Source organism: Bacillus sp. FSL R5-0820 (assembly GCF_038593385.1).
Lineage (GTDB): Bacteria > Bacillota > Bacilli > Bacillales > Bacillaceae > Bacillus > Bacillus altitudinis.
Window position 1 is genome coordinate 2,886,093 of sequence record NZ_CP151991.1, and the last position, 25,529, is coordinate 2,911,621.

Consider the following 25,529-nt stretch of genomic DNA (forward strand, 5'->3'; position numbering starts at 1 on the left):
AAAACGCCAGAGAGCTCTGGCGTTTTCTTTGTTATGCTTGCGCCTGACGCTTCTTAGACGCTTCGTTTACTTGTTCGTCTGCATGGTAAGAAGAACGGACAAGCGGTCCAGCTTCACAGTGGCTAAAGCCTTTTGACATGGCAATTTCCTTCAGCTCTGCAAACTCATCTGGATGGTAGTATTTTTGCACTTTCAAATGCTTTTTCGAAGGTTGTAAATACTGACCAATTGCCATGATGTCGACGTTATTAGCAAGAAGATCATCCATAACTTCAATGATTTCTTCCTTCGTTTCACCAAGTCCAATCATAATGCTTGATTTCGTTGGAATGTCAGGCTGCATTTCTTTTGCACGACGCAAGAATTCCAATGAACGATCGTATGTAGCCCGTGCACGAACTCTTGGTGTTAACCTGCGTACTGTTTCAATATTGTGATTTAAAATATCAGGGCGTGTATCCATTAACGTTTTCAAATTATCATAATTGCCACCCATGTCTGAAGGGAGAACTTCAATTGTTGTGAATGGACTTTTTCTTCTAATGGCACGAACAGTTTCAGCAAATACACCTGCTCCGCCATCTTTTTGGTCATCCCTTGCAACCGCTGTTATAACAGCGTGCTTTAAATTCATCAAAGCCACTGAATCTGCCACGCGTTCTGGCTCTTGCAAGTCTAACTCAGTAGGAAGTCCGGTTTTCACCGCACAGAAACGGCATGCGCGCGTACAAACAGATCCGAGGATCATAAATGTAGCAGTTCTTCTCACTGCCCAGCATTCGTGAATATTCGGACATTTCGCTTCCTCACAAACGGTATGCAGGTTGTTTTCCCGCATCATTTTTTTCAAACCGGTATAGTTTTCATTCGTATTCAGCTTAATTTTAAGCCAGTCCGGTTTTCTTACGTGCTCTTCCTTCTTTGCCAATTCCATCATCTCCATATGAATTCGTTAAAGGTGCATATACAATCATCTTCCCGCTATATACGATGGATGCAGCTATTGCCGCAAAAAATTGAATCTTCGGCCTAAGGCCTTTTCTTTAGACACTTTAACATAGTACAGATTGAACAACAAGGGAATGAGCTGCAAAAATACCCAAAAGACTCCTAAAATAACAGAAGAAAATTACTAACATTTTCTTCTTATGAAATAACGTGATCAAACCACACTAAACGGTAGAAGAGATGTTCGAAGAAAGGAGATGGACGTTTGTGAAAGTGGTTTTAGCGATCATCATCGCTCTTTCAATGATTCCCGCACCAGTCCATGCACAAGGTGCAAACAAACAGCCTGATGAATTAAAACAGCGAATGGCACTGTATGAAAAGATCGCCATCACCACACAGGTTCCGTGGTATGTACTTGCTGCGGTTGATCAGTATGAACACAATATCCGCAAAAGCAGAAGAGATTTACCAAAACAAACAGGTGTGATTGGCATCTACATTCCCCGGGAAATGTGGATAGGACCAGAAAATCCAAATAAGCAAGATACCTCACCATTAAGCATTAAAGTGTTCGACGGTATTGGGCTTGATGGAAATGGGGATGGAAAAGCGGAAATCGATAACGATGAAGATGTCCTGTTCACGTTTGCTCAATACTTGCTTCATTACGGCAGCAGCATCGACCAATTAAAAATCGCGCTGTGGGATTATTACGGACGTGATCAAACCGTTGGAATCATTTCATCTTTTATGAAGCTCTATAAGCATTACGGCCATCTTGACCTTGGAAAGCATGCGTTTCCTCTTCCGGTTGGCGCTGACTACAGCTACAGGAGTACATGGGGTGATGCGAGAGGCTTTGGAGGCAGAAGAATTCATGAGGGCACTGATCTTTTTGCTCATTACGGTCTTCCTGTTCGTGCGACATCGTACGGCGTGATTGAAATGAAAGGCTGGAACCGCTTTGGCGGCTGGCGGATCGGCATTCGAGATATTCATAATCATTATCATTATTTTGCCCACTTAAATGGCTTTGCAAAAGGACTCAAAGCTGGGCAGATTGTAGAACCTGGGCAAGTCATCGGATCAGTCGGAAGCTCCGGTTACGGCCCACCTGGCACAGCAGGAAAATTCCCGCCACACCTTCATTACGGCATGTATAAAGACAATGGACGAACTGAATGGTCGTTTGATCCTTACCCTCATTTGAGGGCATGGGAAAGAGCCGAGCGGAAACGTCGATAAATAAAAGGAGAAGTTTAGCGATACCGCTTGCTTCTCCTTTTGATATGTATCAACATTTTCCCGGTCATCACTTGTCTACTGTTACTGCTTATGCTTCTCTTTCAATCCTAAAACTAAAAAAAGAATACCCATGATGAAAAAAAGGAGATACACAACTGTTACTTCAAGTGGAATCATGTCAAACATCCCTCTAAATAAGTCGACACTCAAACTGTCACTCCCAGCTAATAATATCGATGCTGACATATATTTAGCACTAAATACAATGGCAAATACTAAAAAACAAAATCCGCTTACATGAATTTTCTTCATATCATTCAAATCCTCCTCTCACTTTCATAACAGACGATCGTAAAAAATCAGCCTTCAGGATAGCTACACTATCCAAAAAAGGAAAACAATGAACATTTATCATGGCACGTGATTCGTATGGAATCAAGTGGTTAATTAGGATAAGATGAACAGATCACATAAAAAAGTCTAAGCATCGCAGCCAATGAATAATTACTTCACAAAGAGTTAGGGGGGCTGTTTTTTGAAAAGAGGAATGACCTTTACCATGAAGTGCTAAAACGGATTGTGGATTTGAAGACGTGACCTATATCACCGATGAAAATGATGCAAGGACAAGACTGTCTGTTTCGTAACAATAAAACGTGCATCACAAAAACACTATATGCAATCACAGCGTATGAAAAAAAACAGCCCAATTCGTCCATTGGGCTGTTATTCTTTCTTATCCTTTTTCTCTGGCAGAACAATCGATGGAGCGCCTGAATTTGTTCCGCTGCCATTATAATAATCTGGGACGTCTCCTTGAACGGCTTGGATGGAGACAGGCACGGAGTTTTTGACGACGATGGTTTCTGAGGCGAATGGGATGATGACTCTCACTTTCACCTCAATGAGCACACTAATATCAATCAAGGCATTGTTGATGCCATATGGCTTGATGTTTTTTTCAACGTCCGTATGCGGGTCACCAATGACACTAAATCGTACAGGTACTTTTGGTCCTAGGTTGGCGATAAGTGCATTTCCGGACGCTTGCCCAAGCGGAATGTTATATATAATGCCGTCATGTCCATCTGTTTGATCCTTTAATGCTTCTTTTGCCTCTTTTTGAAAATTCCCCTTTTCAATGTCCTCTAGATTTTTTTGAAGGTGACGTGACAGGTCAGCCATTGCTTTCGATGTTGCTTGCGCATTGAAGTCGATAGTTGTCACTTTTCCGTTCTCACTTGTATTCATCACAACCATATCTTTCATATTCTCCTGATCATCTGCAAAATCCTGAACAGAATATTGGATGAGATGATTGGCGATTCGTTCTGTTTCTAGTTCAGCAATGTGAATCAAAGTTGGTTTAATGGAACGATTGATGAAGAATAGGCTAATGACAGTTGAGAGCACAAAAAATAATATGGCAAGCAGCATGACATAACGAAATGGCAGAGGGCCCTTTTTATAGGGGCGATAACGGCGGTTTAATCTCAATAAAAAATCCCCCCTTCTCCATTACAAGTGTATGCAGACAGGCGGGGGGATAGGAATCATCTGTTCATTTTATTTCACCATTTTTAATAATGCATCTCTTCCAATTGTGCCAGCATGAATGCCGAGCGACTCAGCGGCATATGTCACAGATTCTAAAGGTGCATCCAGCAATTGCTCGATGGTTCTTACACCGACTGCTCTTCCTGCGATGATTCCTCTATCTGCAAGCTTTTCATTTAGGAGCCCGACATCAAGTGCACCGCACATAATATAACCATGCTCATTTGTCACTGCCATGAAATTGGTCTTTGGCAGTTTGACGGTGACGGCTGTAAAGGAATGGCCATCAATTGTAATAGGTGTTAAATTCACCATATCCCTTCACTCCCTTCAACACAATCTATGTGAAAGGAGGGCAAGTGTTGTTAGGCTGGAGCGGATTTCACTTTGCGTCCTTCAATCGCCAGCTCAGGACATCACGCAAAAATTCCGGCATGAAATATTCAATGTGTTCATGGTCACGTATATGAGGAAAAAGAGAGCCAAGTGTATACATATCCACTGTGCCAACCGTATAGGAATCATCTTCTTTGACGAGTTGATCGTTTACATAGACATCTTTTACTCGTTTGGTTTCGCCCTCTTCTAATGAATAAGTCAAACCGCTGTATAGCATTTTCCCCATCAGTTCGCCTCTAAAGCCAAAGCCTTTGATGCGTAGCTGTTCCATTTTTTCTTCACAGCCACGAGACACTGTTTCGATCAATTGCTTCCCAGTAAGTGTCACCCTGATTGGATTAATTGGATGCGGACATATCCGGTGAATGTCCTCTCTTGTGACGATGCCAGCCTCTAATGAATCAAGCACCATCCCTGCATTCATCATGCCGATATCTGCCTCGCACCATTCTTTAATGGCATCTGTTAAAAGCTGCGGAAGCGGGGAGTCATCAAACCACTTTGTTTCGAGCTTTGATTCAATGGATGTCACTTTTTCCTGCATGAGTGACTTCGCTCTTCTTTCAGCTTTCTGTAAAGTCGTGATCGCTTCATCGGATTCACTGATCAGCTGGTCCACTGATTGCACCGTCGCTTTTTTCTCGATGAGCTCGCTACTCGCTGTATCAATGGTCAGCTCGACACAGCCAATATAATGCCCATACTTTTCAGCACATGCAAGAAGAACTCCATTGTCCATCTCGCCCTGTTCTAAAAGATGATGCGTATGTGAGCCTAAGATGATGTCGATTTCCGGGAAGTCATGGGCTACCTCTCGATCATGGATGATGCCTAGATGGGAAAGAAGAACAATGACATCAGCTTGTCCCTTCACTTCTTGCAGCATCTCCCGTATGCTCTCAAATGGGTCTGTAATGTCCCAGCCCAGCTTTTCATAGACAGGTGTATACGCAATGGTCACCCCTAAGATGGCGATTTTCAGTCCATTCTTCAATGTGATCACTTCATAAGGCTTTGCCCACGATGGTCTTTTGCCTTTTTCAAATAAATTAGATAAAATCACCGGGAATTGCGCGTCTTTGTACAAGCGGTCGAGCTGCTCATGAGGCAACGTAATGCCTTCATTATTACCAATTGTGACGCCATCATAGCCAAGCTGATTGAGGAGTTTGACATTCACTTTTCCATAATCCGCTTCTGATACAAGGTTTACTCGATCCATATGATCGCCAATATCAAATAAGAGCATCTGATCGTGAACTTGACGCTTTTCTTCAATATAAGCTGCGATTTTTGGCCAATTTTCAAAGTGGCTGTGCAAGTCGTTTGTATGATATAACCATAGCTTCTGCAGCATGTTGATCTCTCCCTCAAGTTGTCACTGAACCGTCTCGTTCAAGTTGAAAGCCGCAGCTCTCGTTTAACTAAATAAATCTAACTGCTTCGGGGATAAGCTTGAATACGTCAAATCCAGCAAATCAATCATTTGCTGGCCATTCGTCGCCGCATCTCCGCCTGAGTTATTATTAAATACGACATATACATCTTTCGACTGCTGATGCAGGATGTCGAGGTTCTTTTTCCATTCCTTTAGTTCAGCTTCATTATATAAATATAAGTAACGAACTTCACGCCAGTTCTCATGATCTGCCGGGTGAAGCCAGCCTTGTTTATTTCTTCCGTGGAAACGGACCAATGTTTTGTCACGGTGTGTGGCTTTTATGACTGGCGGTATAGACCCTTCTCCGACTTGCGGTTCATCACAGACGGAATGAATCCACCCTTCTTTCTCCATAAAGGATAAGGTTTGTTCATAAAACTCGTCTGAAAACCAAGTCCGGTTTCGGAATTCAAGTGCACAAGGAATGTCCCCCATCTTCTCCTTACACCATCTTAAATAGTGGACGTGCTCCTTTTTGCAATCAAACCATGGTGGAAATTGAAACAGAACCATCGCCAGTTTCCCTGCTCGAATGAGAGGAGTCAGTGAAAGAATAAAGGCATCAAACATTTCTTCCTTTGAAGCAAACGGGATCTCGCCTCTTTGATGCCCGGTCATTCCTTGATATGCTTTCACGACAAATTGAAAGGCGTCTGGCGTATCTTTTATCCATTTTTCATGGTTGCGCTCAGGCTGAACAGCATAAAAGCTTGCATCCAGTTCCACAATGGGAAACGTTGATGCGTAGTGAAACAGCTTTTGAGAGCTGCCGATTCTCGGCGGGTACAGACTGTCATGATCGCCCCAACCAGTTAATCCGATATAAATCATCTATCTCACCTCTTGCCGCTTGCTTGTCTAAACGGATTTTCCCATTGAAAGTCTTTGTTTCTTGGGATACCCATCTTTCTGAAAGAAATTCTTCTGTCTACAACATATCATATTTACCCATTTTTCTGAATGAAGATGACTGATGTGATGTTGCCCTGCCATCTTTTTTGTGATATTACATCACAACTTTCTATCTAAATTGAATGGAGCTGATAACATAACATTTATATCAGAGACTTTGACAGCGATTGTCCATTTTTTTATTCATCTTCACCAAAGGCTTCAGCTCTAAAAAAGGAGAATGAGTGGATATGAACATTGTCGATCATCATGTTGAAGCATTGCAAAAAGTGGCCCAAAGAATTCATCAGCCTGTCTATTTGATCAATCAGTATGGACGTATTCTTTTCACCTCACCCCAAGGTATGACAAATCCAGATTGGATACAAATGCTCCGCTTGCTTCACAGTACGCAGCAGCAATATTTTTCTATGGTTCATTCAAAAGAAAGCCTTTCTGTTTTTCCTATCTATATAAACGAACAATCTTATAATTATTTAGTCGTTCCCGCCTTCATTCATCCTCAAGACGACATGGAGCTACATTTGGCCATTGTACAAGCTGTAAATGCCATGTCCATTTCACGCATCAAACAACATGCTATCAAGCAATCGACAGAGCGAGCCAAAAATGAATGGTTTCGCAAATGGATGGAGGGCACGATTTCCTCAGAGCAAGATGTCACCCGCCTAGCACGCATGTTTGGATTAAACACAACGATTCCCTATCTATGTATTGTCTGTCAACTTGATCAGAGCAGTCATTTCTCTTGTTTCCTTAAGCAGCAAACCCTTGTAGATGACGTGTTTGCTTTACTTGAAAGCACCCTTTCGCACTGTCCATTTCCCGCCTTTCTTTTTGTCAAAGGAGATATCGGCATCTTCCTTATAGAAGAGACTGGCGGCTGGCAGGCAATGAACAAATCGATCTGCTCTTTTTTAAGACAAATGCAGATCCTTATTAAACAGCATGTGAATGCCACCATTTCCTTTGGTGTAAGCTTAAGCGGTTATCTCATCACCGATCTGCCAAAAGGATTCAGTGAAGCTGCCCATGCTCTGCAATCAGCCCAGCTCTCATTACGAGCTGAATATATTCAGTTCTATCAAGCAAAAGATGTGTCAGATTTACTGAAGCTCATCCCAGCAAAAGATTTAACAACATTCTATGAGCAGTACCTCCACCCATTACATGAACAACCACAAGTCGATCCAAACCTTCTCCACACCTTATCTGTTTATGTCGAAACACATTGCCATATTTCAGAAACAGCCAAGCGTTTATCTGTTCATCGCAACACCGTGATATATCGACTGGAGAAATGTGAAGAACTGCTCCAGATCAGCCTAAAAGATCCTGACGCAACATTGCGCTTGCGATTAGCTTTGCGGATTCAAAAGCACCTTTCATCCGATTCCAATTGAATCTTTTTTTCTTACGCCTCATATATTTTGGAGGAGAAATGTGAATGACAAGGAGTGGTGTCAAATGGATGAGGAGATTCGTCACATCCCGCAACCGATTCGAGACGATGGGGCAGGCGCAACCGATTTAGGCCCGCGAGACGTTCTGCGCGATTTGGAGAACCCAGATATGTTCGTCCCCCCCAAAACGGATGCAGGGACGATTCCTAATTTAAAATTTTCCTATTCTGATACACATATGCACTTGAATCATGGCGGCTGGTCGAGGGAAATTACCGAGCGAGAGCTGCCTGTTTCAACAACGATTGCTGGTGTGAACATGCGGCTTACGCGCGGAGGTGTTCGTGAGCTTCATTGGCATAAGCAGGCGGAATGGGCATATATGATTTTAGGCAAAGCCCGGATCACATCTGTAGATGCAGAAGGACGGAATATGATCGCTGATGTAGAAGAAGGAGACTTGTGGTATTTCCCGCCCGGTATTCCGCACTCCATTCAAGGTCTTGAGGATGGCTGTGAGTTTCTCCTTGTGTTTGATGATGGTGCTTTTTCTGAATTTGATACGTTCACCATCACAGACTGGTTTGCTCATACACCAAAAGACATTCTTTCTGCTAATTTCGGCGTGCCAATCAAGCTATTTGACCACATTCCACATAAACAACGCTATATGTTTCAAGGCTCTTCACCAGCATCCATTGAAAGCCAAACAGTCTCTGATCCATACGGCGGCATCAAACCGCCATTTACCCACCAGCTCCTTCGTCAAAAACCAATCGTGACCTCTGGTGGAACCGTGCGAATCGTCGACTCACGCAATTTTCCAGTATCGAAAACGATTGCTGCTGCACTTGTGGAGGTAAAACCTGGCGGGATGAGAGAAATGCATTGGCACCCGAATAATGATGAGTGGCAATACTATTTAACCGGCACAGCCAAAATGACGGTTTTTGGAGCAGGCGGGACAGCTCGCACCTTTAATTACAGAGCAGGTGATGTTGGTTATGTTCCCTTCGGAATGGGGCATTACATACAAAATATCGGGCAAACGAGCCTTTGGTTTCTAGAAATGTTTAAAAGCGATCGATTTGCAGATATTTCATTGAACCAATGGATGGCCTTAACCCCTCCTCAATTAGTGAAGGAGCATTTGCATGTAGACGATGCATTGATTCATTCGCTGCATAAAGAAAAATCACCAGTCGTGAAGTATGAGCGATGACGAAAAAAAACCGATCCATTTGTGCTGATCGGTTTTTTCTATGCTGTCTTTACGATACGGCATGGGAATGTTGCTGCGCTTTTTTCGCCCATAAAATAGAAGCAATGAAACTAATACAAAGCACCAGCGTTCCAAACATAAAAGGCAGCTCAATATTCACATCAAATAAAATACCCGCAAGACTTGGCCCGACGATATTCGCAAGGCTCATAAAGGATGTATTGAGGCCGCCTGCTACCCCCTGCTGATTCCCTGCCATTTTAGATAGTAATGTATTGAGAGCTGGACGAACAAACGAGGTGGCCGATAAAAATAAAATGGAGCCCGTAAAAATTAGCCAAAAGGAAGGGGCAAAGCGGCAGGCGATCAGCATAAATGCCGCAGCTAAAAGGGCATAACGGACGACTCGCATTTCGCCAAATCGTTTCACAAAGGTATTTACTAAAGCACCTTGAACAATGACACCGGCAAGTCCAGCTACCGTAATGACAAATGCAATATCCTTCGGTGTAAAGCCATGTTTTTGGTCCACATATAAGCCAAAGATCGATTCAAAATGAATGATTCCGAAATTCAAAACAAAGGCCAAGATAAACAAAAAACCGTATGGTGTTTTTAAAGCTTGAATCATCTGCGTAAAAGGATTGAAATGAAGCTCTTTATTCAATCGTGCTTCTTCCTGCTTTTCCTTTGTTAAGGTTTCAGGTAAGAACAAGAAAGACAACAGCGTCGACAGGGCTGCAAAAGAACCAGCGATGAGGAAAGGAAAAGCAATTCCAAACTCAACCAAATAACCGCCCACACCCGGTCCAATGACAAAACCAAGTGTCATTGCAGCACTAAAAAGACCCATCCCTTTCCCTCGGTCCTTTTCACTTGTGATATCAGCAATGTAGGCAAACATGGCGGGCATCAGCAGCGCACCAGCAGCTCCGCCTAAAAATCGAGACACAAACAGCATCCAAAGCTGATCCGCAAATGCAAAAATAAACTGGGCAATCGTAAAGCCGGCAATCCCGGCAATAATCAATTTTCTGCGTCCAAACCGATCAGTCAGCGCTCCAGCGACGGGTGATAAAGCAAATTGTGTGAGGCCAGTTGCAGCAACGAGGAAACCAAGTGTTTTCCCAGTTGCGCCAAAGGCTTCAATATAACTTGGCATGACAGGAACGATCAGACCAAATCCAAGCATGGCAATAAAAATATTGAGCATCAAAATGTACAATCTGCCCATTTTTTTCATATCAAAACCTCTTTCTTCAAAATAAATGAAAATGATGACAAAAATGATAAGAACTTCTTCAGTATAGCGATATCGCTCTCTATAAGTCTAGTTTTTCAAAAAACAGCGTTTTTTCCCAAATAAAAAATACCCGCAGATGGCGAGTATTTTGAGTATCCCTTTTTTATTCAGCTTGTTCATAGATGGAAAGAGCCGCCTGTAACCCGGCACCACAATTGATGGCTGCGCCGTATTTCATCAAGATGGCTTCAAGGCCTGCTAAAACAAATAGAATATTTTCCTTTCGGCAGCTATAACCCATTGAGCCAATTCTCCATATCCGTCCTGCAAGCGGCCCAAATGAACTCGCAATTTCAATTCCAAAATGATGAAGAAGATCAGCCCGGACCGCTTCTCCGTCGATATCACTTGGAATGACGATACACGTCACGACTGGCATTTTGCAGTCTGGATCACCAAATAATTCAAGCCCCATCGCTTCAAGTCCTGCCATTAAAGCCTTTTCATGAAACAAGTGGCGCTGAAAACGTTCCTTCAGGCCTTCTTCCAGCACAAGACGAACCCCTTCTCTCAGTGCATAAAGCATCGTCGTCGCTTCTGTATGATGATTTAACCGCCTCGGGCTCCAATAATCTTGCAGCTGGCTTAGATCAAAGTAATTGCTTTTGATTGGAGAAATGTCTACCTGTTTCTGCAGTTCGTCCTGTGTTGCAATCCCTTTTTCTACTTTCTTTCTCGATTGTACGACATCTGCCACTCGTTCATTATATGTGATCGGTGACATCCCTGATGGAACAGACAAGCATTTCTGTGAGCCCCCAATTGCCGCATCAATTTTCCATTCGTCTACCTTGACCTCGACACCACCAATTGTCGCCACAGCGTCTACAATAAAAAGCGCATCAAGCGCTCGGCATGCTTCTCCAATTTTCTCAAGCGGCTGTAATCTTCCGGTAGATGTTTCACCATGAACCATCGCAACAATTTTCGGCTTGACTTGATGCATCTCTGCGATGATGTCGTCTTGCTTAAAAACCGTTCCCCATTCACATTCCATTGTATGTACCTCAGCACCATAGCGCTGTCCAATTTCAATCAGCAAATGACCGAAGCGTCCAAAGACCGGAACGAGCATGACATCTCCGGGCTCGATCACACTGGCAAGCACAGCTTCAAGTCCTGAGCGGGACGTCCCATCAATTGGATAAGCCCATTCATTTTCTGTTTGAAAAAGTGATCGTAATAAGGTCATCGTTTCATTCATGATCTCTGTAAATGCAGGATCAAATTGACCAAGAATTGGTGTACTCATCACCCGAAGGACTCTCGGATCTACTTCGACAGGTCCTGGTGTCATAATGGTTCTAGTAGGTGTGTGTAGTTCTTTCACGTTATCCATCCTCTCCCTTGCTGTGTCCATCCTTATATGCCCACTTATACAGCAATGCTGATAAAATAGCAATCTCTTTTCTTACGAATTGATTACATAAAATTTACGATAAATCCATTTATTTCTTTATGGCAATATGATAGAACTAAAGAGTATACATTCCCTATGAAGGAGGAAATAGAATGAAAAGATCTTTATTTGGAACTGTGGCCGCCGGAATCATGATTTTCGGTACATTTGCCGCTCCGCTGCCTCCCGCTGCAAATGCTCAAGGCTTTACTCTGAATGAACCGAGTCAAACCATCACCTTTTCCCCGTTACAGCTTCAAACCGAAACATCTGCTCAACAAGTGAAAACAACCGCTTCAAGTCAAATTGATTCCTATTACCAATCTGCTGCTGGCAAATCTGGTCCTGCTCTTAAGAAAGCATTACACGATATTATTGATGATCATACACAGCTATCCTACAGCCAGGTTTGGGATGCATTAAAGAAAACAGATGAAGATCCAAAAAATCCAAGCAATGTGCTCTTGCTCTATAGCGGTATCTCCAGGTCAAAGCAAGCAAATGGAGGAAACGTGGGACAGTGGAACCGGGAGCATGTGTGGGCTAAATCTCACGGCAATTTTGGGACGAGCCAAGGACCTGGTACAGATCTCCATCACCTTCGGGCAACAGACGTACAAACGAATAGCACACGAGGAAATTTAGATTTTGATATAGGCGGAAATGAATACAAGGGAGCGCCGGGCAACTTCTACGACAACGACTCATTTGAACCTCATAGCCGGGTGAAAGGAGATGTAGCAAGAATGCTCTTTTATATGGCCGTCCGATATGAAGGCGATGACCGCTTCCCAGATTTAGAATTAAACAACAAAGTGAATAATGGAAGCGCCCCTCTTCACGGCAAAATGTCTGTCCTATTAAAATGGCACAAGCAAGATCCAGTCGATCAAATCGAACGAAATCGTAACGAAATCATCTATCAAACGTACCAGCACAATCGCAATCCTTTTATTGATCACCCTGAATGGGTAAGCGATATTTGGGAATAAAAAAGAGAGGCACTGCTATGAACAAGCAGTGCCTCTTCCCATTACTACATCTATAAAAGATGATCATGCAACATCAAACACACTTCTCAACTTATAAAGATTCTGATCATTATGTTATGTTTATTCCCCCAATTTACTAATAATAATTCTTTCTACATTGCGATCTAAACAGAAAAATTCTATTTTGATATCATGCTTTGAATCCTTATAGCCTAAAATTTCATATCCCTGATCGTCATTTCTACGATAATAATTTTCACCTAAATAATCATAGATATCTTTTTTAGTTGAATGAATATTTATTGTGTTGTTTATATTACTTTGATTATTTTCTAAAGAGATTGCCACTATTTCTTTTCTATTATTCACTTTAAAATAATTTGAATTTGAAGTTTTAATCCACTCGTTTTCACTATAGTTTCTCTTTATTAATCCCAACTTCAATTCTCCCACCTTTAATTCAGTAAGATTTGTACTTTTTACTTTAAGAAAAGAGATGTGGTTTTTAAGTGGTTGAATGAAGAACAAGCCAATGATGATGATGAAAATAAAGATGATATATATGATAATTTTTTTCATATCAGTTCCTTCCATAAATGATGATATAATGAAACAATATAACATAAATATCATATTTAAATTTACATATAAATATTTAAGAAAAATCTAATCTAATAAAAAAACACCTTGCATAAGGTGTTTTTTTACTTTAGCGGACAGACGAGACAATAATCAAGGCTCTCTGATTTTTTCTCAAGCTTATAATACATACAGCAAGTCTTTCGATTTGATGTGTCTAGCAAACTTTCATCTAAATTTAAGCTGTGCTGGAAAGGATTTTGCTTCGCTCCGAAAAGATCACCCGACGCCTTCTTCAGAAACAAATAATCCTCCCGTATGCGCTCTTTCATTTTAGGCTCTTCCGTTTCTCGCATCATGCTACGGTAAAGAGAATTGATACGTACCGCTACATTTTCCCATAAAATTGAATACGGAAGTCTTGAAGTACGTTTCAATACATCTAAAAGAGGTGTGACACACTGCGTAAATAGCATGCGGACGACCTGCTCTCTCCACTCATGACGATCTCCTTCTAACTGAACAAAAGAACAGAGCATTTCATCTAGCTCAATTTTACGATCTTCTCTAAAGACACACGCCTCTGGTGAAAACCGATAGACAGCATCATACATCGTCATCAAGTACAAAGTAGAACTAACAACTAAATAGGCATAGCGCTTTGAAAACATGGATGCCGCCACTGCTATATTCGGGGCATGCATCGCTTCCTTTTCAGCTTCTAATAAACGTCTGATAGATGCTTCTGAAAAAAGCGCAGCAAGTGTGCGATCAGATGTCATTGGTCCATTTGTGATGTGTACCCCGAAATCAAGTAATTCTCTCTCAACCCACTCTGGCCTCATATCAAAACCCCCATCTTTCGTTTAGCGATTTCGCTGTTGATATAACAAATAAATAAAGAACGGTGCACCAATTGCCGCCGTAAAAACGCCTGCCGGAACATCTAACGGAAGAAAGGCCGTTCTCGCAACTAAGTCTGCCAGCATCACGAGAATACTTCCAACAAGCGCAGATGCTGGAACAAGCGCAATAAAGGAACGACCGATGATCATCCTTGCCACATGTGGCGCCATCAGTCCAACAAATTCAATACCACCTGCGAATGCAACGGCAATACCGGCTAATGTCACACTCATCAGTAGAAAGAATAACCTTTTTGCCTGTACTTTCACCCCGAGACCTGTTGCAAGATCATCTCCAAGCTCCTTCACATTCATCGTTCTTGCCAGCACCATGACAATCGGTAAAATCATCAATACCCAAGGAAGCATTGCGATGACGTCCTTCATTGTAGAACCATATAAACTGCCCGTCAGCCAGATGTATGACTTGGTCGTGGTCATCGTATCGCTGAGCACAAGAGTAAACGTCACACACGCCTTCATAATGGCGGAAATCCCAATCCCCATCAAGACGAGCGTGATCGGCTTGACGCCTTTTTTCCATGAAAGCAAATAAATCAGGCATGATACCGCAAAAGCGCCTGCAATTGCCCACAACGACTGATAAGCAATAGGCACAGTGCCCATCCAAAAGACGATGAACATAATGGCGCCAAACGACGCACCGCTCGTAATTCCTATGATGTCAGGCGATGCAAGCGGATTTCGAATGAGACCTTGTAAAATAAGCCCCGATACCGCAAGTGCCGCTCCCACTAAAACCGCAAGCAGGGTCCTTGGAATCCTCAACGTATTTAATACAAACGTATTTCCCTCGCCTTGTCCGAAGATATGTAGCAGCACATCAGCAGGCGGAATAAAGCGGCTGCCCATACAAAGGCTCAGAATAAATAAACCAAAGGCAACGCCTGTCAATAATAGTAAAATCAAAAACGTCCGCTTTGAAAATTGAAATGAAATGCGCCCGCCCTTTGAACGCACTGTATATGTTTTAGCCACCTGTCTTCAACCCCTTGCGCACGAGATAAACAAATAGAGGCGCTCCTGCTACCGCCGTCATGACACCAATCGGTACTTCCTGCGGCATGATCAGAAAACGAGCGGCAAGATCTGCGACAAGTAAAAGCGACGCCCCTACAACGGCACAATACGGCAGTACCCAGCGGTGGTCAGGTCCAACAAGCTTTTTCACAATATGCGGCACAAGAAAACCAACAAATCCAATGGATCCTGCGACAGCGACGGAACCACCTGCTAAAAAGACGACAAGTACCCCCATCGTCATCTTCAAAAGCAACGTACGCTGGCCAAGCCCTTTCGCAATATCATCACCCGATAAAAGGACATTGATCGAGCGGCCAAGAAGCAGCGCCACCACAGTCGCCCCAAGAATATAAGGCAGCACAGGCAGCAGCATATCTATACTTCTTCCTGACACTGAACCAGCCATCCAGAACAGGATGCTTTGAATGGACTGTTCATTCACGATTAAAAGTCCTTGCGTAAAGGACGCAAACAGAGCAGATATCGCAGCACCTGCGAGTACAATTTTGACCGGTGTCAGTCCGTCTCTTCCAATGGAGCCTAGAAGAAAGACAAGCATACCTGCAATGGCAGCGCCTAAAAAGGCCGTCCACATATAACCTGTTAACGACTCGGTAGAAAAGAAAACAATCGAAATCACAATAAAAAAGAGTCCACCTGCATTAATACCTAAAAGATCTGGTGCAGCCAGCGGATTTCTCGTCAATGCCTGCATGAGTGCACCTGAAATCGCTAGACTTGATCCAACAACCGTCGCAATTAAAGCTCTTGATAATCTGGATGTCATGACAATCACACTGTTTGGATCTGACTCATCAAACTGAAGAAACGCATGGATGGTGGCTTTGAGGGAAATTGAGGTTTGCCCAAGAGAAATACTGAGCATAAAAAAGACCAACATCAATACGATGAATCCAGCAAATAGCAGTGCCTTGCTCGAATCCTTTTTTAATAAACTTCTCATCTGATTCCCGCTTTCAATCTGTTATGGAAAAAGGAGAAAATGGTTTTTCACATTTTCTCCTCTGCTACACTTATTTATCAAGCCCTAGACGATCATAAATATCATCAAGCATCATGTTTGCAGCAGTGATACCGCCAGCCATGTTCCAAGTGATTTCATCAACTTTATGCACTTGTTTCGCTTTCACTGCATCAAGCTGCTTCCATAAAGGATGACTTGTCCACTCTTTATATGCTTTTTCAACTGCTTTATCCTGATCATCCATGAAGTAATAGATCACATCTGCATCCATTTGTGGAATGCTCTCTTTGTCTGTAAGTGTAATGATATCTTGCTTTTTATCTTTGACATTTTTAGGACCTTCAAAGCCTAGCTCTGTTAAAATTGAACCTGCAAACCCAGTTTGATAGATTCTTGCATGATCTGCACGGAAGTTCACCACAGACACACTCATTGGCCAGTTTTTAATGTCTTTCTTTGCTTTTTCTTTGAAGTCAGCGACGCGGTCATCCCACTTCGTCAGCAATTCTTTTGATTTGTCTTGCTTGTTTAACGCTTCACCCATTAAATTCACTGTGTCTTTAAAAGTGAACACTGTTTCTGTTGCAACAGTTGGCGCGATTTCTTTCAGCTGATCAAAAATTTGCTCGTGACGGATTTTTGATGCAATGATCAAATCTGGCTTCAGCTTTTCAATTTCTTCTAAGTTTGGTTGTGTTTCCTGCCCAACAATTTTGACACCCTTTAAATCATCTCTTAAATATTTATACGTAGGTGCTTCAAGCCAAGATTCTACAACACCCACTGGTTTAATGCCCATAGCGACGGCTGCATCTGTTGCTCCTTGATACAACGTCACCACACGTTTAGGCGATCCTTTAATTTCAGTTGAACCGATAGCGCTTTCAACGGTTCTTGTTTTCTCATTACTATCTGACTTGCCTTCACTGCTATTACTGCCACAAGCCGCAAGTAATACGATGGAGAGCACAACTAATAGCGACCAAAAAGATTTTTTGAACATGTACCTCACCTATCCATTCTATATGTAGTCATATCGTTTGATAACGATTCTCATTATCACACTATGATTTTATCATAGAAAAGGATGGTGTCAATGTAAATTTTTAAGAAAAAGGTAGAGTGTTGACTAGTTGTTCAGGTTAAATGGAACTTTTCCACATTTGGATGGTACGCCCAATCTTTTTTCCTGATTCTAGTAAAATGGACAAATGAGTATGGTTTTCTATCACTTGGTAAACAGATTGATTTTTCACCTGCTGATTTGGAAGCGCCAGATATGGATGAAATTTGTCTACGTCGTATAACTCATCCTCGCTTCCAACAAACATGCCATAAGGCTGGTCCAGCCTTGCAAATTGTTTTTGAGGTGCAGATGGCGTTAAGGCAAGAGACATATTGATGGTAATGCCTGTTAAAAGAAGTGGATCTTGTGCAATTACCCATGCTGGGTAGTGAAATCGTACAGCTTCTGAATGCCCCATCAGCCTTCCTTTTGTCATCGCAGATAGCACGAATTTCCAAACTTGAACTGTGGCAAAAGGGACTTGATTAGACTTCGCTGTGTCAGATTTGTAGCCAAATTCAGGAGCAATAAAAAAGTAACCGTCTACTTTTCTTTTTTCATCCCAAGATAGATATTGAAGCAGCAATCCAGCTCCAGAGGAATGACCACAAAGATAAATTGCTCCTTCGTGCTGCTGTTTGATGACATCCACAACTTGCGAAATATCTTGCCACACGTCAGTGACTTTGGGTGTATCCCCCTTCTTTCCTTCAGAATATCCGTGGCCTCTCAAATCCAGCAGAAACACATTCACGTGAAAATCATGTTGCAATGTATAGGCAATATGCTCATAACCAGCCAAGCTGTGAGCGCCTCCGCCATGAATGATGATCACATTGGTCTGCGTGTTTGTTTCTGATAAAAACGGATAATAAGCAAGACGAATGCCGTCATGTGATTGAATGAACTGTCTTTCTGGAATAGCTACAGGAGCTACTTCCTGCATACTTGTAAATGAGAACGGTTCTGTTTCGTTCATAATTAACTTTTGATCCTCCAATTAGAAACGAGAATGGCTAGAGCATTGCTGGCCATCCTCATGTTCGCATCCTATTTTGTCATATCCCTCAAAGGGAACGTCTTACTCTCAATAATGGCGACAATTTGTTTTAACGCTTGGTTCGCTTCGGGAATAGGGAAGACAGGAAAGACGTGATTCATTTTTGGGTATTCGATATAGTTGATGGGAACACCCTGCTTGTCTGCCATCTCTTTGAATTTCCGGGCATCTGGGAGAAAGAATTCATGAGTGCCAATAAAAACAGAAATTCGTCCTAACGATTTGATTTCTCCATAGATTGGACTGATCAAATGATGTGTTTCATCTGTATCACCTGCATAGGCTTTGCCCGATTCGATTAGTAAATCTAGGTTGAGCATTGGCTCTTTTGGAACCATTTTAGCGATATCAGGATTACTTAATGTCACATCAAGCCATGGTGATAATAGAATCAAGTTTCCAGGCTGCGGAAGACCTTTTTTTGCTAAGTATTGAGCAAAGGCGAGCGATAAACCGCCGCCAGCAGAATCACCCATGATGACGATTTTTTCTGGTGTTCCTTTTTCTAAAAGAGCTTGGTAAATTGGGAGAACACTCTCGATTGCATCCATATACTGATGATTCGGTGCTTTAGGATAAACTGGCACATATACCGTACTATTTAATTGCTTCGTCAATCGATCCAAGAAACGCCAATGCCATACGAGCGGCTGCTCAATATAGCCTCCTCCATGTAAAAATAGCACCTGATGATCATCTGGCTGCACATCTGATTTCAACATGTACGTATCGACTGAAAACATGCTGCTTTTGGTGATGTGATATTTCTTTTTCAACTTCTCAGGCAGCACATAAGGTAATTGATTCGCCATTCTTCGTTCCTCTAAATACCCCTCAACATTCAGTTTCTTCTTTGTAAGTACAAGTAACCATTCAACAAACAAACTTTGAATACTTCGCATACGATCGACCCCTATAGATAGAATGATGACAATCAATGTCTAGGAAAAGAATGGTTTCTCTTTTTCTAAAGCATAACATAAGAACTTGTGAATCCGTTAACTGCTTTGGACAGAATACTTTTTCTATACACCTATTCATTTATGAACAACTGTCTATTTATATTATATTTTCTAGATACATCATCATCAATTGTCAATCTTTCAATCATTGTTCATTAATCAACACATATTCAAAAACTGTTCATTTAAACACAAAAAAGACGAGTATTGACCACTCGTCCCAGATTGTTGACAAAGGGCTAAAATGAACTTGATTTTAGCCCTTTGTCTTCTTTTCAGCGTGATAGAAAACCTTTGCAGCCCTAGGAAGGACGAGCACCAGAGCAGAGCGAATTTGACATTCGTGAGCACCGGAGCGCAGGACTGACACCGAATGCGGGGGTTTGTCTACACGCTGAGACGAGTGTTGACCACTCGTCCTTCTTCTTCCTTACTTCACTTCCTCATGCTCTTGAGCAGCATCTCTTTTGCTCGCAATAAAGAGTGCACAGGTCATTGCAAGTATGGCCAGCGCCCACCAGAACGTCGATACCGCCTCTTCATGATCAATGATAATCAAACGGATGACCGCTGTGATCCCTATATAAATAAAATAGCGAAGCGGAAAATGAAAGTTAGATTTAAAGTATTTAATAATTAAGGCGATAAATTCAAAATACATAAAGAAGATCAGCAGCTCGCCAAGCATTCCATAATAGCTTTCTCCTTTGTTAAACAATGTTTTATAGACGAATTGTACGATGTACCATGTTTCACTAATTAAGAGTACGCTTAGCGCAATCGCTAGAAAGAACAGGCAGATATTCAGAAGGCCTTGCAAGAGATCAGGTACCTTTTGGAAATTGTTGAATCGTTTCATCAGATTGTTTCCCCATTCCATGATGTTGTTTTTGCTCTCTATATTTTGGTATTCCAAAATCGCAGTACGATGTAGTAGGTATCGTGTTTTTCTACACTTTCAAACTGTCCATGCATTCGGGACATCATCCGCTTGATGCTTCGTTCCCCGAGTCCATTGCTTTCCGGTATGATGTCTGTCTTTTTTATCGCATTGCTCACATGGATTTCAAAGACATCTTGGTCGGATAAAAAAGTGATCTGAATGTCCTTTTCAGGATCTGCGTATTTACGTAAGTTAGACATCACATTATCAAATACTCTGCCAAGCTCCTCGACATTCACATTAATATAGCTATCCGGCATTTCGCCTACAATATGGACCGTGAAATTCTCCTGATGCAGCAGGGCGACCTGATCTGATAGAAGATCATAAATCACTTCTTTCACTGCAACGGTTTCAAGCTCTGACTCGTGATCTTTATCTAGCAGGAAATAGGCAAATAGATTGTCAGACAGATTCTTTAATTGCAGGGCTTTTCCATACGCACTCGCTATATATTGCTCCTTGCGGGTATCCGCTAGAGCCTCCTCTTTTTTCGCAAATTCAAGATTCATGATGAGTGATGTCAGCGGGGTCCTCATATCATGCGACATTTCGGTCACCAAGCTGCGGCTCTCTTCCTGCAGATCATCAATAGCCTGAAGCTTGTCCAAAAAGGCTGTTCTTAAATCCTCAATACTCTTTGCAATCATGGCCAATTCATCATGCCCCTTCACTGTCATCTCATAATCGAGCTCACCGCCTTCAAGAATATGAATCTCTTCACGGATCGTTTGCAAGTACCGCAGACTTCGGCGAATGCCAACAAGCACAATCATGAGAAAAATGAGTGTTGCACCAAGCAGTTCTAGTGTAAAGGCGAGATCGTGATATCGAGAGGAGTAAAATCCGTCTACCATAACCCTACCTTCTCCGTCGCTAAATTGAACCGGGTAAGAATGACGCTTTGCGTAGTCGGTCACCTTTTCTTTCCCATAGGCCGATTCGTCAGCGACAGAGTAAATCGAGTCATATTGAAGCACTTCATCCTTGTAAACAGTGAGATTAATATAATCTTCTTTTTTCACCCACTCACCGAATGCTTTTCGATCCGTTGAAGTCAGCTCATGTTCTGAAACGTAGCGGCTGAATGTTTGAATGTATCTAGCAGATTCTTCCTTATAGTACTCATCCGAACTTAAATATCCTTCAATCAGGTGATCAGTGATCTTTTGCAGTGTCAAAAAGACAACACCACTTACGATAGCAGCGACCAAAATGAGCAGTGACAGCTTTTTGGTCAGCGTATATTTACGATGTGCCAAACCGGTATCCTCTCCCCCATTCTGTTTTGATATACACGGGACGAGCCGGGTCATCTTCAATTTTGGCACGCAGCTTTCGGATATGCACCATAACCGTATTGTTTGAACAATAAAAATAAGGCTGGCCCCACACGCTTTCATAAATATTTTGAGCAGAAAATATTTTGTTTCGTTTGTTCATGAGCAGTTTTAATATCCGATATTCTAAATCAGATAACTTGATTTGCTGCCCATTTTTCCACACTTCATTAAATTCCTCACTCACCTTCAGGCTACCGCCAACTAAATAGGTTTCTTCCTGTTCCTTTTTTTCCTGATAGATGGTATATCTGCGCAATTGCGCCATGACCCTAGCGTGAAGCTCCTCTTCTGAAAAAGGTTTTGTCATATAATCATCTCCGCCAGCGAGTAATCCTTCGGTTTTATCCAATGTACTTGATCTGGCTGTCAGAAATAAAATGGGAACGTTTGAGGAGGCTCTTATTTGCTGGCACGTTTCTATACCGGAGATACCTGGCATCATGACATCCAAAATCACCAAATCAAGCGAATCATCTACAACATACAATGCCTGCTTGCCATTCATGGCTCTCAACACCTCATACCCTGTACGTGTCAGAGATTCCTGCAACAGGTCACTAATATCCTGATCATCCTCTACAACTAATATTCGATGGGTCATATCTCTCTCACCTCATCCTCCATGACTTCATTCTTATATGTTATTACTATATATCATCTAGCTATGTGAAAAGATACACCATAAATCTTAAGTGTTTATGAATATGATCAATTGCCATCAAGTTGTCACATTTATTTTCAAAAAATTGGATCTTCATAAATGATTAAGAATTGACCTGTATATTGATTCATTGAAGGATCTATCTTTAGATCCAATACATGAAAAGGAGCATTAATATGAATGTAAGCAAGGTAGAACACGGACAACCAATGAGTCTTAAAGAACGGGTGCATTTCTTGGACATCGTACGAGGATTCGCCTTAATGGGAATTATTTTGGTCAACTATTTTTTGATTGTGGATTCGGTCAAGGGATTTGAGATGGAGTCTAATGATGTATTTCACAACTTGGTGAATTGGTTCGCCTCAGGGAAATTCATTACGTTATTTTCCTTTCTATTCGGGGTTGGGTTTATGATATTTATGGATCGAGCCGCTCAAAAGGTGGACAGCCCGAACAAGTTGTTTGCTCGCAGATTAACCATTCTCTTAGGGATTGGTCTTCTGCATGTCACGTTTGTATGGATTGGAGATATTTTAACCTATTATGCTGTCGCGGGCTTCTTATTGCTTTTCTTTTACAAACGCACAGCCAAAACCCTCCTGTACTGGCTGATCACACTCTTTGTGATTCAATTGCTCACGCCTCTTTTCTCAATGCTGCTCAACACCATCAGTACAGGATCATCAGGCAAGCCGGATTTTGCTGATTTCGAGCTGACTAGCCACAACAGTCTGACTTATTTAGCATCTATTGGTGACCGGTGGGCCGATATGGTCACGATGGCTTCCAGCTCATTTTCCACTGTCTATTCGATGTTCTTCATGTTTTTACTTGGTGTGTATTTTGTGAAAATGTCGTTTTTCAAAAACATGGAGACGAAAAAAGCGATTTGGAATCGTATTTGGATGATTTGTACAATCGCTTTTCTTATCACACAAGGCAGTACGATTATGACAGCGGTCACCCCTTTTGAACATACGCCATGGATGAACATTGTCTCTACACTTGAGCAAAACGGTGGATTAACTGGCAGTATGTTCTATATGAGTTCACTCGCGATGCTGTTTTTGCACGTTCCTCAGCTGCGAGGTGCTTTGATGGTTTTTACCAAGGTCGGACGGATGTCCCTGACCTGCTATTTGCTTCACTCGATCATTGGAACAGTGCTGTTTCTGAAATATGGAGCCGGACTTGCAGATCATCTTCAACCCGCTGGTACGTTCTTCATTGGCATTGGCGTGTATGCCTTCCTTGTCCTTTTCAGTACGTTATGGTTAAAGCGATTTAAGTCTGGACCGATGGAATTTATCTGGCGTCAGCTGACGTATGGAAAGATAAATGACAAATCGAAAACAAATACATTTCAGGCGGCGAAGTAATAGAAAAAAGGCGAATTACGACAGTTCGCCTTTTTTTAATGTGTTAAGTTTTTTGTGATTCAGATACAATCCGTTCATTTTTAATATTGATCCATCATTTCTTGCAATTGAGTCAAATAACTCTCTTTTAATTCATCGGGGTATTCAATTTTCACATGTTTCCCAAATGAGATCAAATAGTGAGTCATATACGATAATTCTTCTTGGTTGTACCCACCCACTATATAAGGCGTATCATCAATGGTCTCCAATCTCATATTCGGATAATGATTCTTCAAAAACTTCTCTTTCCCTTGTTCCGTTAATCGACATTTAAAAGAGATATCATGATAGGTTTTTTCGTATTCGAGCTGCAGTGCTTTTAATTCTTCCTTCGTAAAAGTGTCTTTCGTTTCTTCTTCGATCATCAAGTCCGTCATACAATCACATCTGTAGATGCCCCACTTTTTATTCTGAACATCATATGCTTCGGTGAACCAAATCCCATTTCGATAAAACAACTCAAGAAATTGTAGCCTGATCCTTTTATGTTCATATTGAGTGTATGTCATCTTCACGATTTGATCTTCCATCATTGCCTGCAATATCAAATCCAAATGATGTTGTTCACTCACTGGCGCAACATGGTAGTAATGAATCACATCCAAAATCTCCGTGATCCGATGTTTTCTCTCATCAGACATTGTAGCAAACAGTTTTTGACGAATCTGTGAGTAAGACTTTTTAAACGGTGTTGCTGACAACAGATCTAAGGCTTTAAGAGCGAAAAAAATGGCTTGAACTTCATCTATTTGAAAATAGATCGGAACCAATGGAGATTGATTCACGAGCCGATATCCTCCATGTCTGCCATTTTCAACATAAAAAGCTAAGCCCATGGACTCTAGCTCTTCCATATCTCTTAAAGCCGTACGTTTAGAAATGCCAAATTCAGTTTCTAAATCTTTTAATTGAAATGAATATTTATCACTTAAAAAAATAAGCTCTTGGTTTAAGCGTTCTGATTTTTTCATTTGATTTTCCTTCTGAAAAAGGTGACATGTTTTGTCACCTTTATATTTTATACTCAGTTTATCAAAAGAAAAGGAGCATGTATATGCAAACACTAATCATTAACGCGCACCCAGATTTCACTCATCGAGAAAGTTATTCAAACAAACTGCAAACACTATTTTTAGAACAGTTTAAAGAGAGATTCCCTCATGAGGAGCCTACCATTTTACATTTATATGAAACTGAAATTCCCCGTATCGAAAAAGAACAGCTGCTAGGTATTTGGGAAAAGCAAGCATCTGAACAAACATTAACAGCTGCGGAGGAAAAAATCGCCGCTTCCTCATCAGCTTTATTGGCTCAATTCAAAGCACATCATCGAATCGTGATTGTATCACCTGTTCATAATTTCAATGTGAGTTCACGAATGAAAGATTATATAGATAATATCTTTATTGCTAGAGAAACGTTTAAATATACAGAAGATGGTTCAGTTGGTCTGATGACTGACGATTATCGTGTACTTTTGCTCCAAGCAAGTGGCTCAATTTTCACAAATAACGATCGGTACACACCACTGGAATTTTCATATTATTATCTAAAGGAAATATTCCAAAACTTGATGGGTTTTCAACAATTTCATATTGTCCGGGCACAAGGAACAGCGATTTTAGATCAAAGGACTATCTTACAATCTGCATCTGATGACATGACGAAAACCTTAGATGCGTTTTATGCACCTAGTTAACCTCTATATTTTCAAGACCCAGAACGAAAAATTT

General features: G+C 41.6%; 25 protein-coding genes and 1 pseudogene. 7 read left to right on the forward strand and 19 right to left on the reverse strand.

What is annotated here, in order from left to right:
* Positions 1–31 precede the first annotated feature (31 nt).
* Positions 32–928: a lipoyl synthase gene (lipA, locus tag NST15_RS15030; protein WP_008360456.1), complete on the reverse strand. Its 897-nt coding sequence runs from the start codon at positions 926–928 to the stop codon at positions 32–34.
* A 323-nt stretch (positions 929–1,251) separates the two neighbouring features.
* On the opposite strand from lipA, the gene NST15_RS15035 reads away from it, so the two are divergent.
* Positions 1,252–2,196, forward strand: coding sequence for a M23 family metallopeptidase (locus NST15_RS15035; RefSeq protein ID WP_231583249.1), 945 nt, complete (start codon positions 1,252–1,254; stop codon positions 2,194–2,196).
* An 81-nt stretch (positions 2,197–2,277) separates the two neighbouring features.
* Here NST15_RS15035 and NST15_RS15040 read toward each other — a convergent pair whose 3' ends face one another.
* Positions 2,278–2,508, reverse strand: coding sequence for a hypothetical protein (locus NST15_RS15040; RefSeq protein ID WP_008346846.1), 231 nt, complete (start codon positions 2,506–2,508; stop codon positions 2,278–2,280).
* A 266-nt stretch (positions 2,509–2,774) separates the two neighbouring features.
* Between NST15_RS15040 and NST15_RS15045 the strand changes: the two are divergent.
* Positions 2,775–2,843: pseudogene (locus NST15_RS15045) on the forward strand (hypothetical protein); the annotation flags it as partial.
* Between the two features lie 79 nt (positions 2,844–2,922).
* Here the strand turns inward: NST15_RS15045 and yunB are convergent.
* The 4 genes from yunB to NST15_RS15065 form a co-directional block, all read right to left on the reverse strand.
* Positions 2,923–3,693: a sporulation protein YunB gene (gene yunB / locus NST15_RS15050; protein ID WP_135226246.1), complete on the reverse strand. Its 771-nt coding sequence runs from the start codon at positions 3,691–3,693 to the stop codon at positions 2,923–2,925.
* 69 nt (positions 3,694–3,762) lie between these two features.
* Positions 3,763–4,068 carry a DUF1805 domain-containing protein gene (locus tag NST15_RS15055; protein ID WP_007500404.1) on the reverse strand — a complete coding sequence of 102 codons (306 nt, stop codon included), beginning with the start codon at positions 4,066–4,068 and terminating at the stop codon, positions 3,763–3,765.
* 67 nt (positions 4,069–4,135) lie between these two features.
* Entirely contained in the window at positions 4,136–5,509 is a 1,374-nt protein-coding gene (locus NST15_RS15060; RefSeq protein WP_224564074.1) for a bifunctional UDP-sugar hydrolase/5'-nucleotidase, read from the reverse strand.
* A gap of 63 nt (positions 5,510–5,572) precedes the next feature.
* The gene (locus NST15_RS15065; RefSeq protein WP_007500400.1) at positions 5,573–6,424 is read right to left on the reverse strand and encodes a DUF72 domain-containing protein; all 852 of its coding nucleotides are present in this window, start codon (positions 6,422–6,424) and stop codon (positions 5,573–5,575) included.
* A 311-nt stretch (positions 6,425–6,735) separates the two neighbouring features.
* Between NST15_RS15065 and NST15_RS15070 the strand changes: the two genes are divergently transcribed.
* Positions 6,736–7,908 carry a helix-turn-helix domain-containing protein gene (locus tag NST15_RS15070; RefSeq protein ID WP_342498616.1) on the forward strand — a complete coding sequence of 391 codons (1,173 nt, stop codon included), beginning with the start codon at positions 6,736–6,738 and terminating at the stop codon, positions 7,906–7,908.
* Positions 7,909–7,972: 64 nt separating this feature from the next.
* Positions 7,973–9,130, forward strand: a complete 1,158-nt coding sequence (locus tag NST15_RS15075) for an oxalate decarboxylase family bicupin (protein ID WP_342498617.1) — start codon at positions 7,973–7,975, stop codon at positions 9,128–9,130.
* A gap of 49 nt (positions 9,131–9,179) precedes the next feature.
* On the opposite strand, the gene NST15_RS15080 is transcribed toward NST15_RS15075, so the two are convergent.
* Positions 9,180–10,373, reverse strand: coding sequence for an MFS transporter (locus NST15_RS15080; protein ID WP_342498618.1), 1,194 nt, complete (start codon positions 10,371–10,373; stop codon positions 9,180–9,182).
* Positions 10,374–10,536: 163 nt separating this feature from the next.
* Positions 10,537–11,772, reverse strand: a complete 1,236-nt coding sequence (locus tag NST15_RS15085; RefSeq protein ID WP_048002230.1) for an alanine--glyoxylate aminotransferase family protein — start codon at positions 11,770–11,772, stop codon at positions 10,537–10,539.
* A gap of 173 nt (positions 11,773–11,945) precedes the next feature.
* On the opposite strand from NST15_RS15085, the gene NST15_RS15090 reads away from it, so the two are divergent.
* On the forward strand, positions 11,946–12,824 hold the full coding sequence (locus tag NST15_RS15090; RefSeq protein WP_048002229.1) for an endonuclease: 879 nt from the start codon (positions 11,946–11,948) through the stop codon (positions 12,822–12,824).
* A 120-nt stretch (positions 12,825–12,944) separates the two neighbouring features.
* Here NST15_RS15090 and NST15_RS15095 read toward each other — a convergent pair whose 3' ends face one another.
* The 10 genes from NST15_RS15095 to NST15_RS15140 all read right to left on the reverse strand — a co-directional run bounded on the left by NST15_RS15095 (position 12,945) and on the right by NST15_RS15140 (position 22,312).
* Positions 12,945–13,403, reverse strand: coding sequence for a hypothetical protein (locus NST15_RS15095; protein ID WP_025207927.1), 459 nt, complete (start codon positions 13,401–13,403; stop codon positions 12,945–12,947).
* Between the two features lie 125 nt (positions 13,404–13,528).
* Positions 13,529–14,248 (reverse strand): IucA/IucC family C-terminal-domain containing protein, encoded by a 720-nt coding sequence (locus tag NST15_RS15100; protein WP_017359304.1) that lies wholly within the window; start codon positions 14,246–14,248, stop codon positions 13,529–13,531.
* A 21-nt stretch (positions 14,249–14,269) separates the two neighbouring features.
* The gene (locus tag NST15_RS15105; protein WP_017359303.1) at positions 14,270–15,307 is read right to left on the reverse strand and encodes an iron ABC transporter permease; all 1,038 of its coding nucleotides are present in this window, start codon (positions 15,305–15,307) and stop codon (positions 14,270–14,272) included.
* Positions 15,300–16,316, reverse strand: coding sequence for an iron ABC transporter permease (locus NST15_RS15110; protein ID WP_007500383.1), 1,017 nt, complete (start codon positions 16,314–16,316; stop codon positions 15,300–15,302). The genes NST15_RS15105 and NST15_RS15110 overlap by 8 nt, the downstream gene beginning before the upstream one ends.
* Before the next feature lie 70 nt (positions 16,317–16,386).
* Positions 16,387–17,340 carry an iron-siderophore ABC transporter substrate-binding protein gene (locus NST15_RS15115; RefSeq protein ID WP_007500381.1) on the reverse strand — a complete coding sequence of 318 codons (954 nt, stop codon included), beginning with the start codon at positions 17,338–17,340 and terminating at the stop codon, positions 16,387–16,389.
* A 139-nt stretch (positions 17,341–17,479) separates the two neighbouring features.
* Positions 17,480–18,382 (reverse strand): alpha/beta fold hydrolase, encoded by a 903-nt coding sequence (locus NST15_RS15120; RefSeq protein WP_017359301.1) that lies wholly within the window; start codon positions 18,380–18,382, stop codon positions 17,480–17,482.
* A 71-nt stretch (positions 18,383–18,453) separates the two neighbouring features.
* Positions 18,454–19,365: an alpha/beta hydrolase gene (locus tag NST15_RS15125; protein WP_342498619.1), complete on the reverse strand. Its 912-nt coding sequence runs from the start codon at positions 19,363–19,365 to the stop codon at positions 18,454–18,456.
* 490 nt (positions 19,366–19,855) lie between these two features.
* A complete protein-coding gene (psiE, locus tag NST15_RS15130) occupies positions 19,856–20,284 on the reverse strand; it encodes a phosphate-starvation-inducible protein PsiE (RefSeq protein ID WP_116306167.1) in 429 nt (142 codons plus the stop codon).
* A 38-nt stretch (positions 20,285–20,322) separates the two neighbouring features.
* Positions 20,323–21,630, reverse strand: a complete 1,308-nt coding sequence (locus tag NST15_RS15135; RefSeq protein WP_116306170.1) for a HAMP domain-containing sensor histidine kinase — start codon at positions 21,628–21,630, stop codon at positions 20,323–20,325.
* Positions 21,617–22,312 (reverse strand): response regulator transcription factor, encoded by a 696-nt coding sequence (locus tag NST15_RS15140; protein ID WP_008347003.1) that lies wholly within the window; start codon positions 22,310–22,312, stop codon positions 21,617–21,619. The genes NST15_RS15135 and NST15_RS15140 overlap by 14 nt, the downstream gene beginning before the upstream one ends.
* A 236-nt stretch (positions 22,313–22,548) precedes the next feature.
* Between NST15_RS15140 and NST15_RS15145 the strand changes: the two genes are divergently transcribed.
* Positions 22,549–23,754: a DUF418 domain-containing protein gene (locus tag NST15_RS15145; RefSeq protein ID WP_025207933.1), complete on the forward strand. Its 1,206-nt coding sequence runs from the start codon at positions 22,549–22,551 to the stop codon at positions 23,752–23,754.
* Between the two features lie 80 nt (positions 23,755–23,834).
* On the opposite strand, the gene NST15_RS15150 is transcribed toward NST15_RS15145, so the two are convergent.
* Positions 23,835–24,767, reverse strand: a complete 933-nt coding sequence (locus NST15_RS15150; RefSeq protein ID WP_342498620.1) for a WYL domain-containing protein — start codon at positions 24,765–24,767, stop codon at positions 23,835–23,837.
* 83 nt (positions 24,768–24,850) lie between these two features.
* Here NST15_RS15150 and NST15_RS15155 point away from each other — a divergent pair, with 83 nt between their 5' ends.
* Complete coding sequence (locus NST15_RS15155) at positions 24,851–25,495, forward strand: NAD(P)H-dependent oxidoreductase (protein ID WP_342498621.1); 645 nt, start codon at positions 24,851–24,853, stop codon at positions 25,493–25,495.
* The last annotated feature ends 34 nt before the right edge of the window (positions 25,496–25,529 follow it).

Coding starts and splice junctions, on each gene's coding strand:
- NST15_RS15080 (WP_342498618.1), bottom strand. CDS start 10,373: ATGAAAAAAATGGGCAGATTGTACATTTTGATGCTCAATATTTTTATT.
- NST15_RS15090 (WP_048002229.1), top strand. CDS start 11,946: ATGAAAAGATCTTTATTTGGAACTGTGGCCGCCGGAATCATGATTTTC.
- NST15_RS15070 (WP_342498616.1), top strand. CDS start 6,736: ATGAACATTGTCGATCATCATGTTGAAGCATTGCAAAAAGTGGCCCAA.
- NST15_RS15085 (WP_048002230.1), bottom strand. CDS start 11,772: ATGGATAACGTGAAAGAACTACACACACCTACTAGAACCATTATGACA.
- NST15_RS15155 (WP_342498621.1), top strand. CDS start 24,851: ATGCAAACACTAATCATTAACGCGCACCCAGATTTCACTCATCGAGAA.
- NST15_RS15075 (WP_342498617.1), top strand. CDS start 7,973: ATGGATGAGGAGATTCGTCACATCCCGCAACCGATTCGAGACGATGGG.
- NST15_RS15120 (WP_017359301.1), bottom strand. CDS start 18,382: ATGAACGAAACAGAACCGTTCTCATTTACAAGTATGCAGGAAGTAGCT.
- NST15_RS15115 (WP_007500381.1), bottom strand. CDS start 17,340: ATGTTCAAAAAATCTTTTTGGTCGCTATTAGTTGTGCTCTCCATCGTA.
- NST15_RS15140 (WP_008347003.1), bottom strand. CDS start 22,312: ATGACCCATCGAATATTAGTTGTAGAGGATGATCAGGATATTAGTGAC.
- NST15_RS15040 (WP_008346846.1), bottom strand. CDS start 2,508: ATGAAGAAAATTCATGTAAGCGGATTTTGTTTTTTAGTATTTGCCATT.
- NST15_RS15060 (WP_224564074.1), bottom strand. CDS start 5,509: ATGCTGCAGAAGCTATGGTTATATCATACAAACGACTTGCACAGCCAC.
- NST15_RS15065 (WP_007500400.1), bottom strand. CDS start 6,424: ATGATTTATATCGGATTAACTGGTTGGGGCGATCATGACAGTCTGTAC.
- NST15_RS15110 (WP_007500383.1), bottom strand. CDS start 16,316: ATGAGAAGTTTATTAAAAAAGGATTCGAGCAAGGCACTGCTATTTGCT.
- psiE (WP_116306167.1), bottom strand. CDS start 20,284: ATGAAACGATTCAACAATTTCCAAAAGGTACCTGATCTCTTGCAAGGC.
- NST15_RS15095 (WP_025207927.1), bottom strand. CDS start 13,403: ATGAAAAAAATTATCATATATATCATCTTTATTTTCATCATCATCATT.
- NST15_RS15125 (WP_342498619.1), bottom strand. CDS start 19,365: ATGCGAAGTATTCAAAGTTTGTTTGTTGAATGGTTACTTGTACTTACA.
- NST15_RS15150 (WP_342498620.1), bottom strand. CDS start 24,767: ATGAAAAAATCAGAACGCTTAAACCAAGAGCTTATTTTTTTAAGTGAT.
- NST15_RS15055 (WP_007500404.1), bottom strand. CDS start 4,068: ATGGTGAATTTAACACCTATTACAATTGATGGCCATTCCTTTACAGCC.
- NST15_RS15145 (WP_025207933.1), top strand. CDS start 22,549: ATGAATGTAAGCAAGGTAGAACACGGACAACCAATGAGTCTTAAAGAA.
- NST15_RS15100 (WP_017359304.1), bottom strand. CDS start 14,248: ATGAGGCCAGAGTGGGTTGAGAGAGAATTACTTGATTTCGGGGTACAC.
- NST15_RS15035 (WP_231583249.1), top strand. CDS start 1,252: ATGATTCCCGCACCAGTCCATGCACAAGGTGCAAACAAACAGCCTGAT.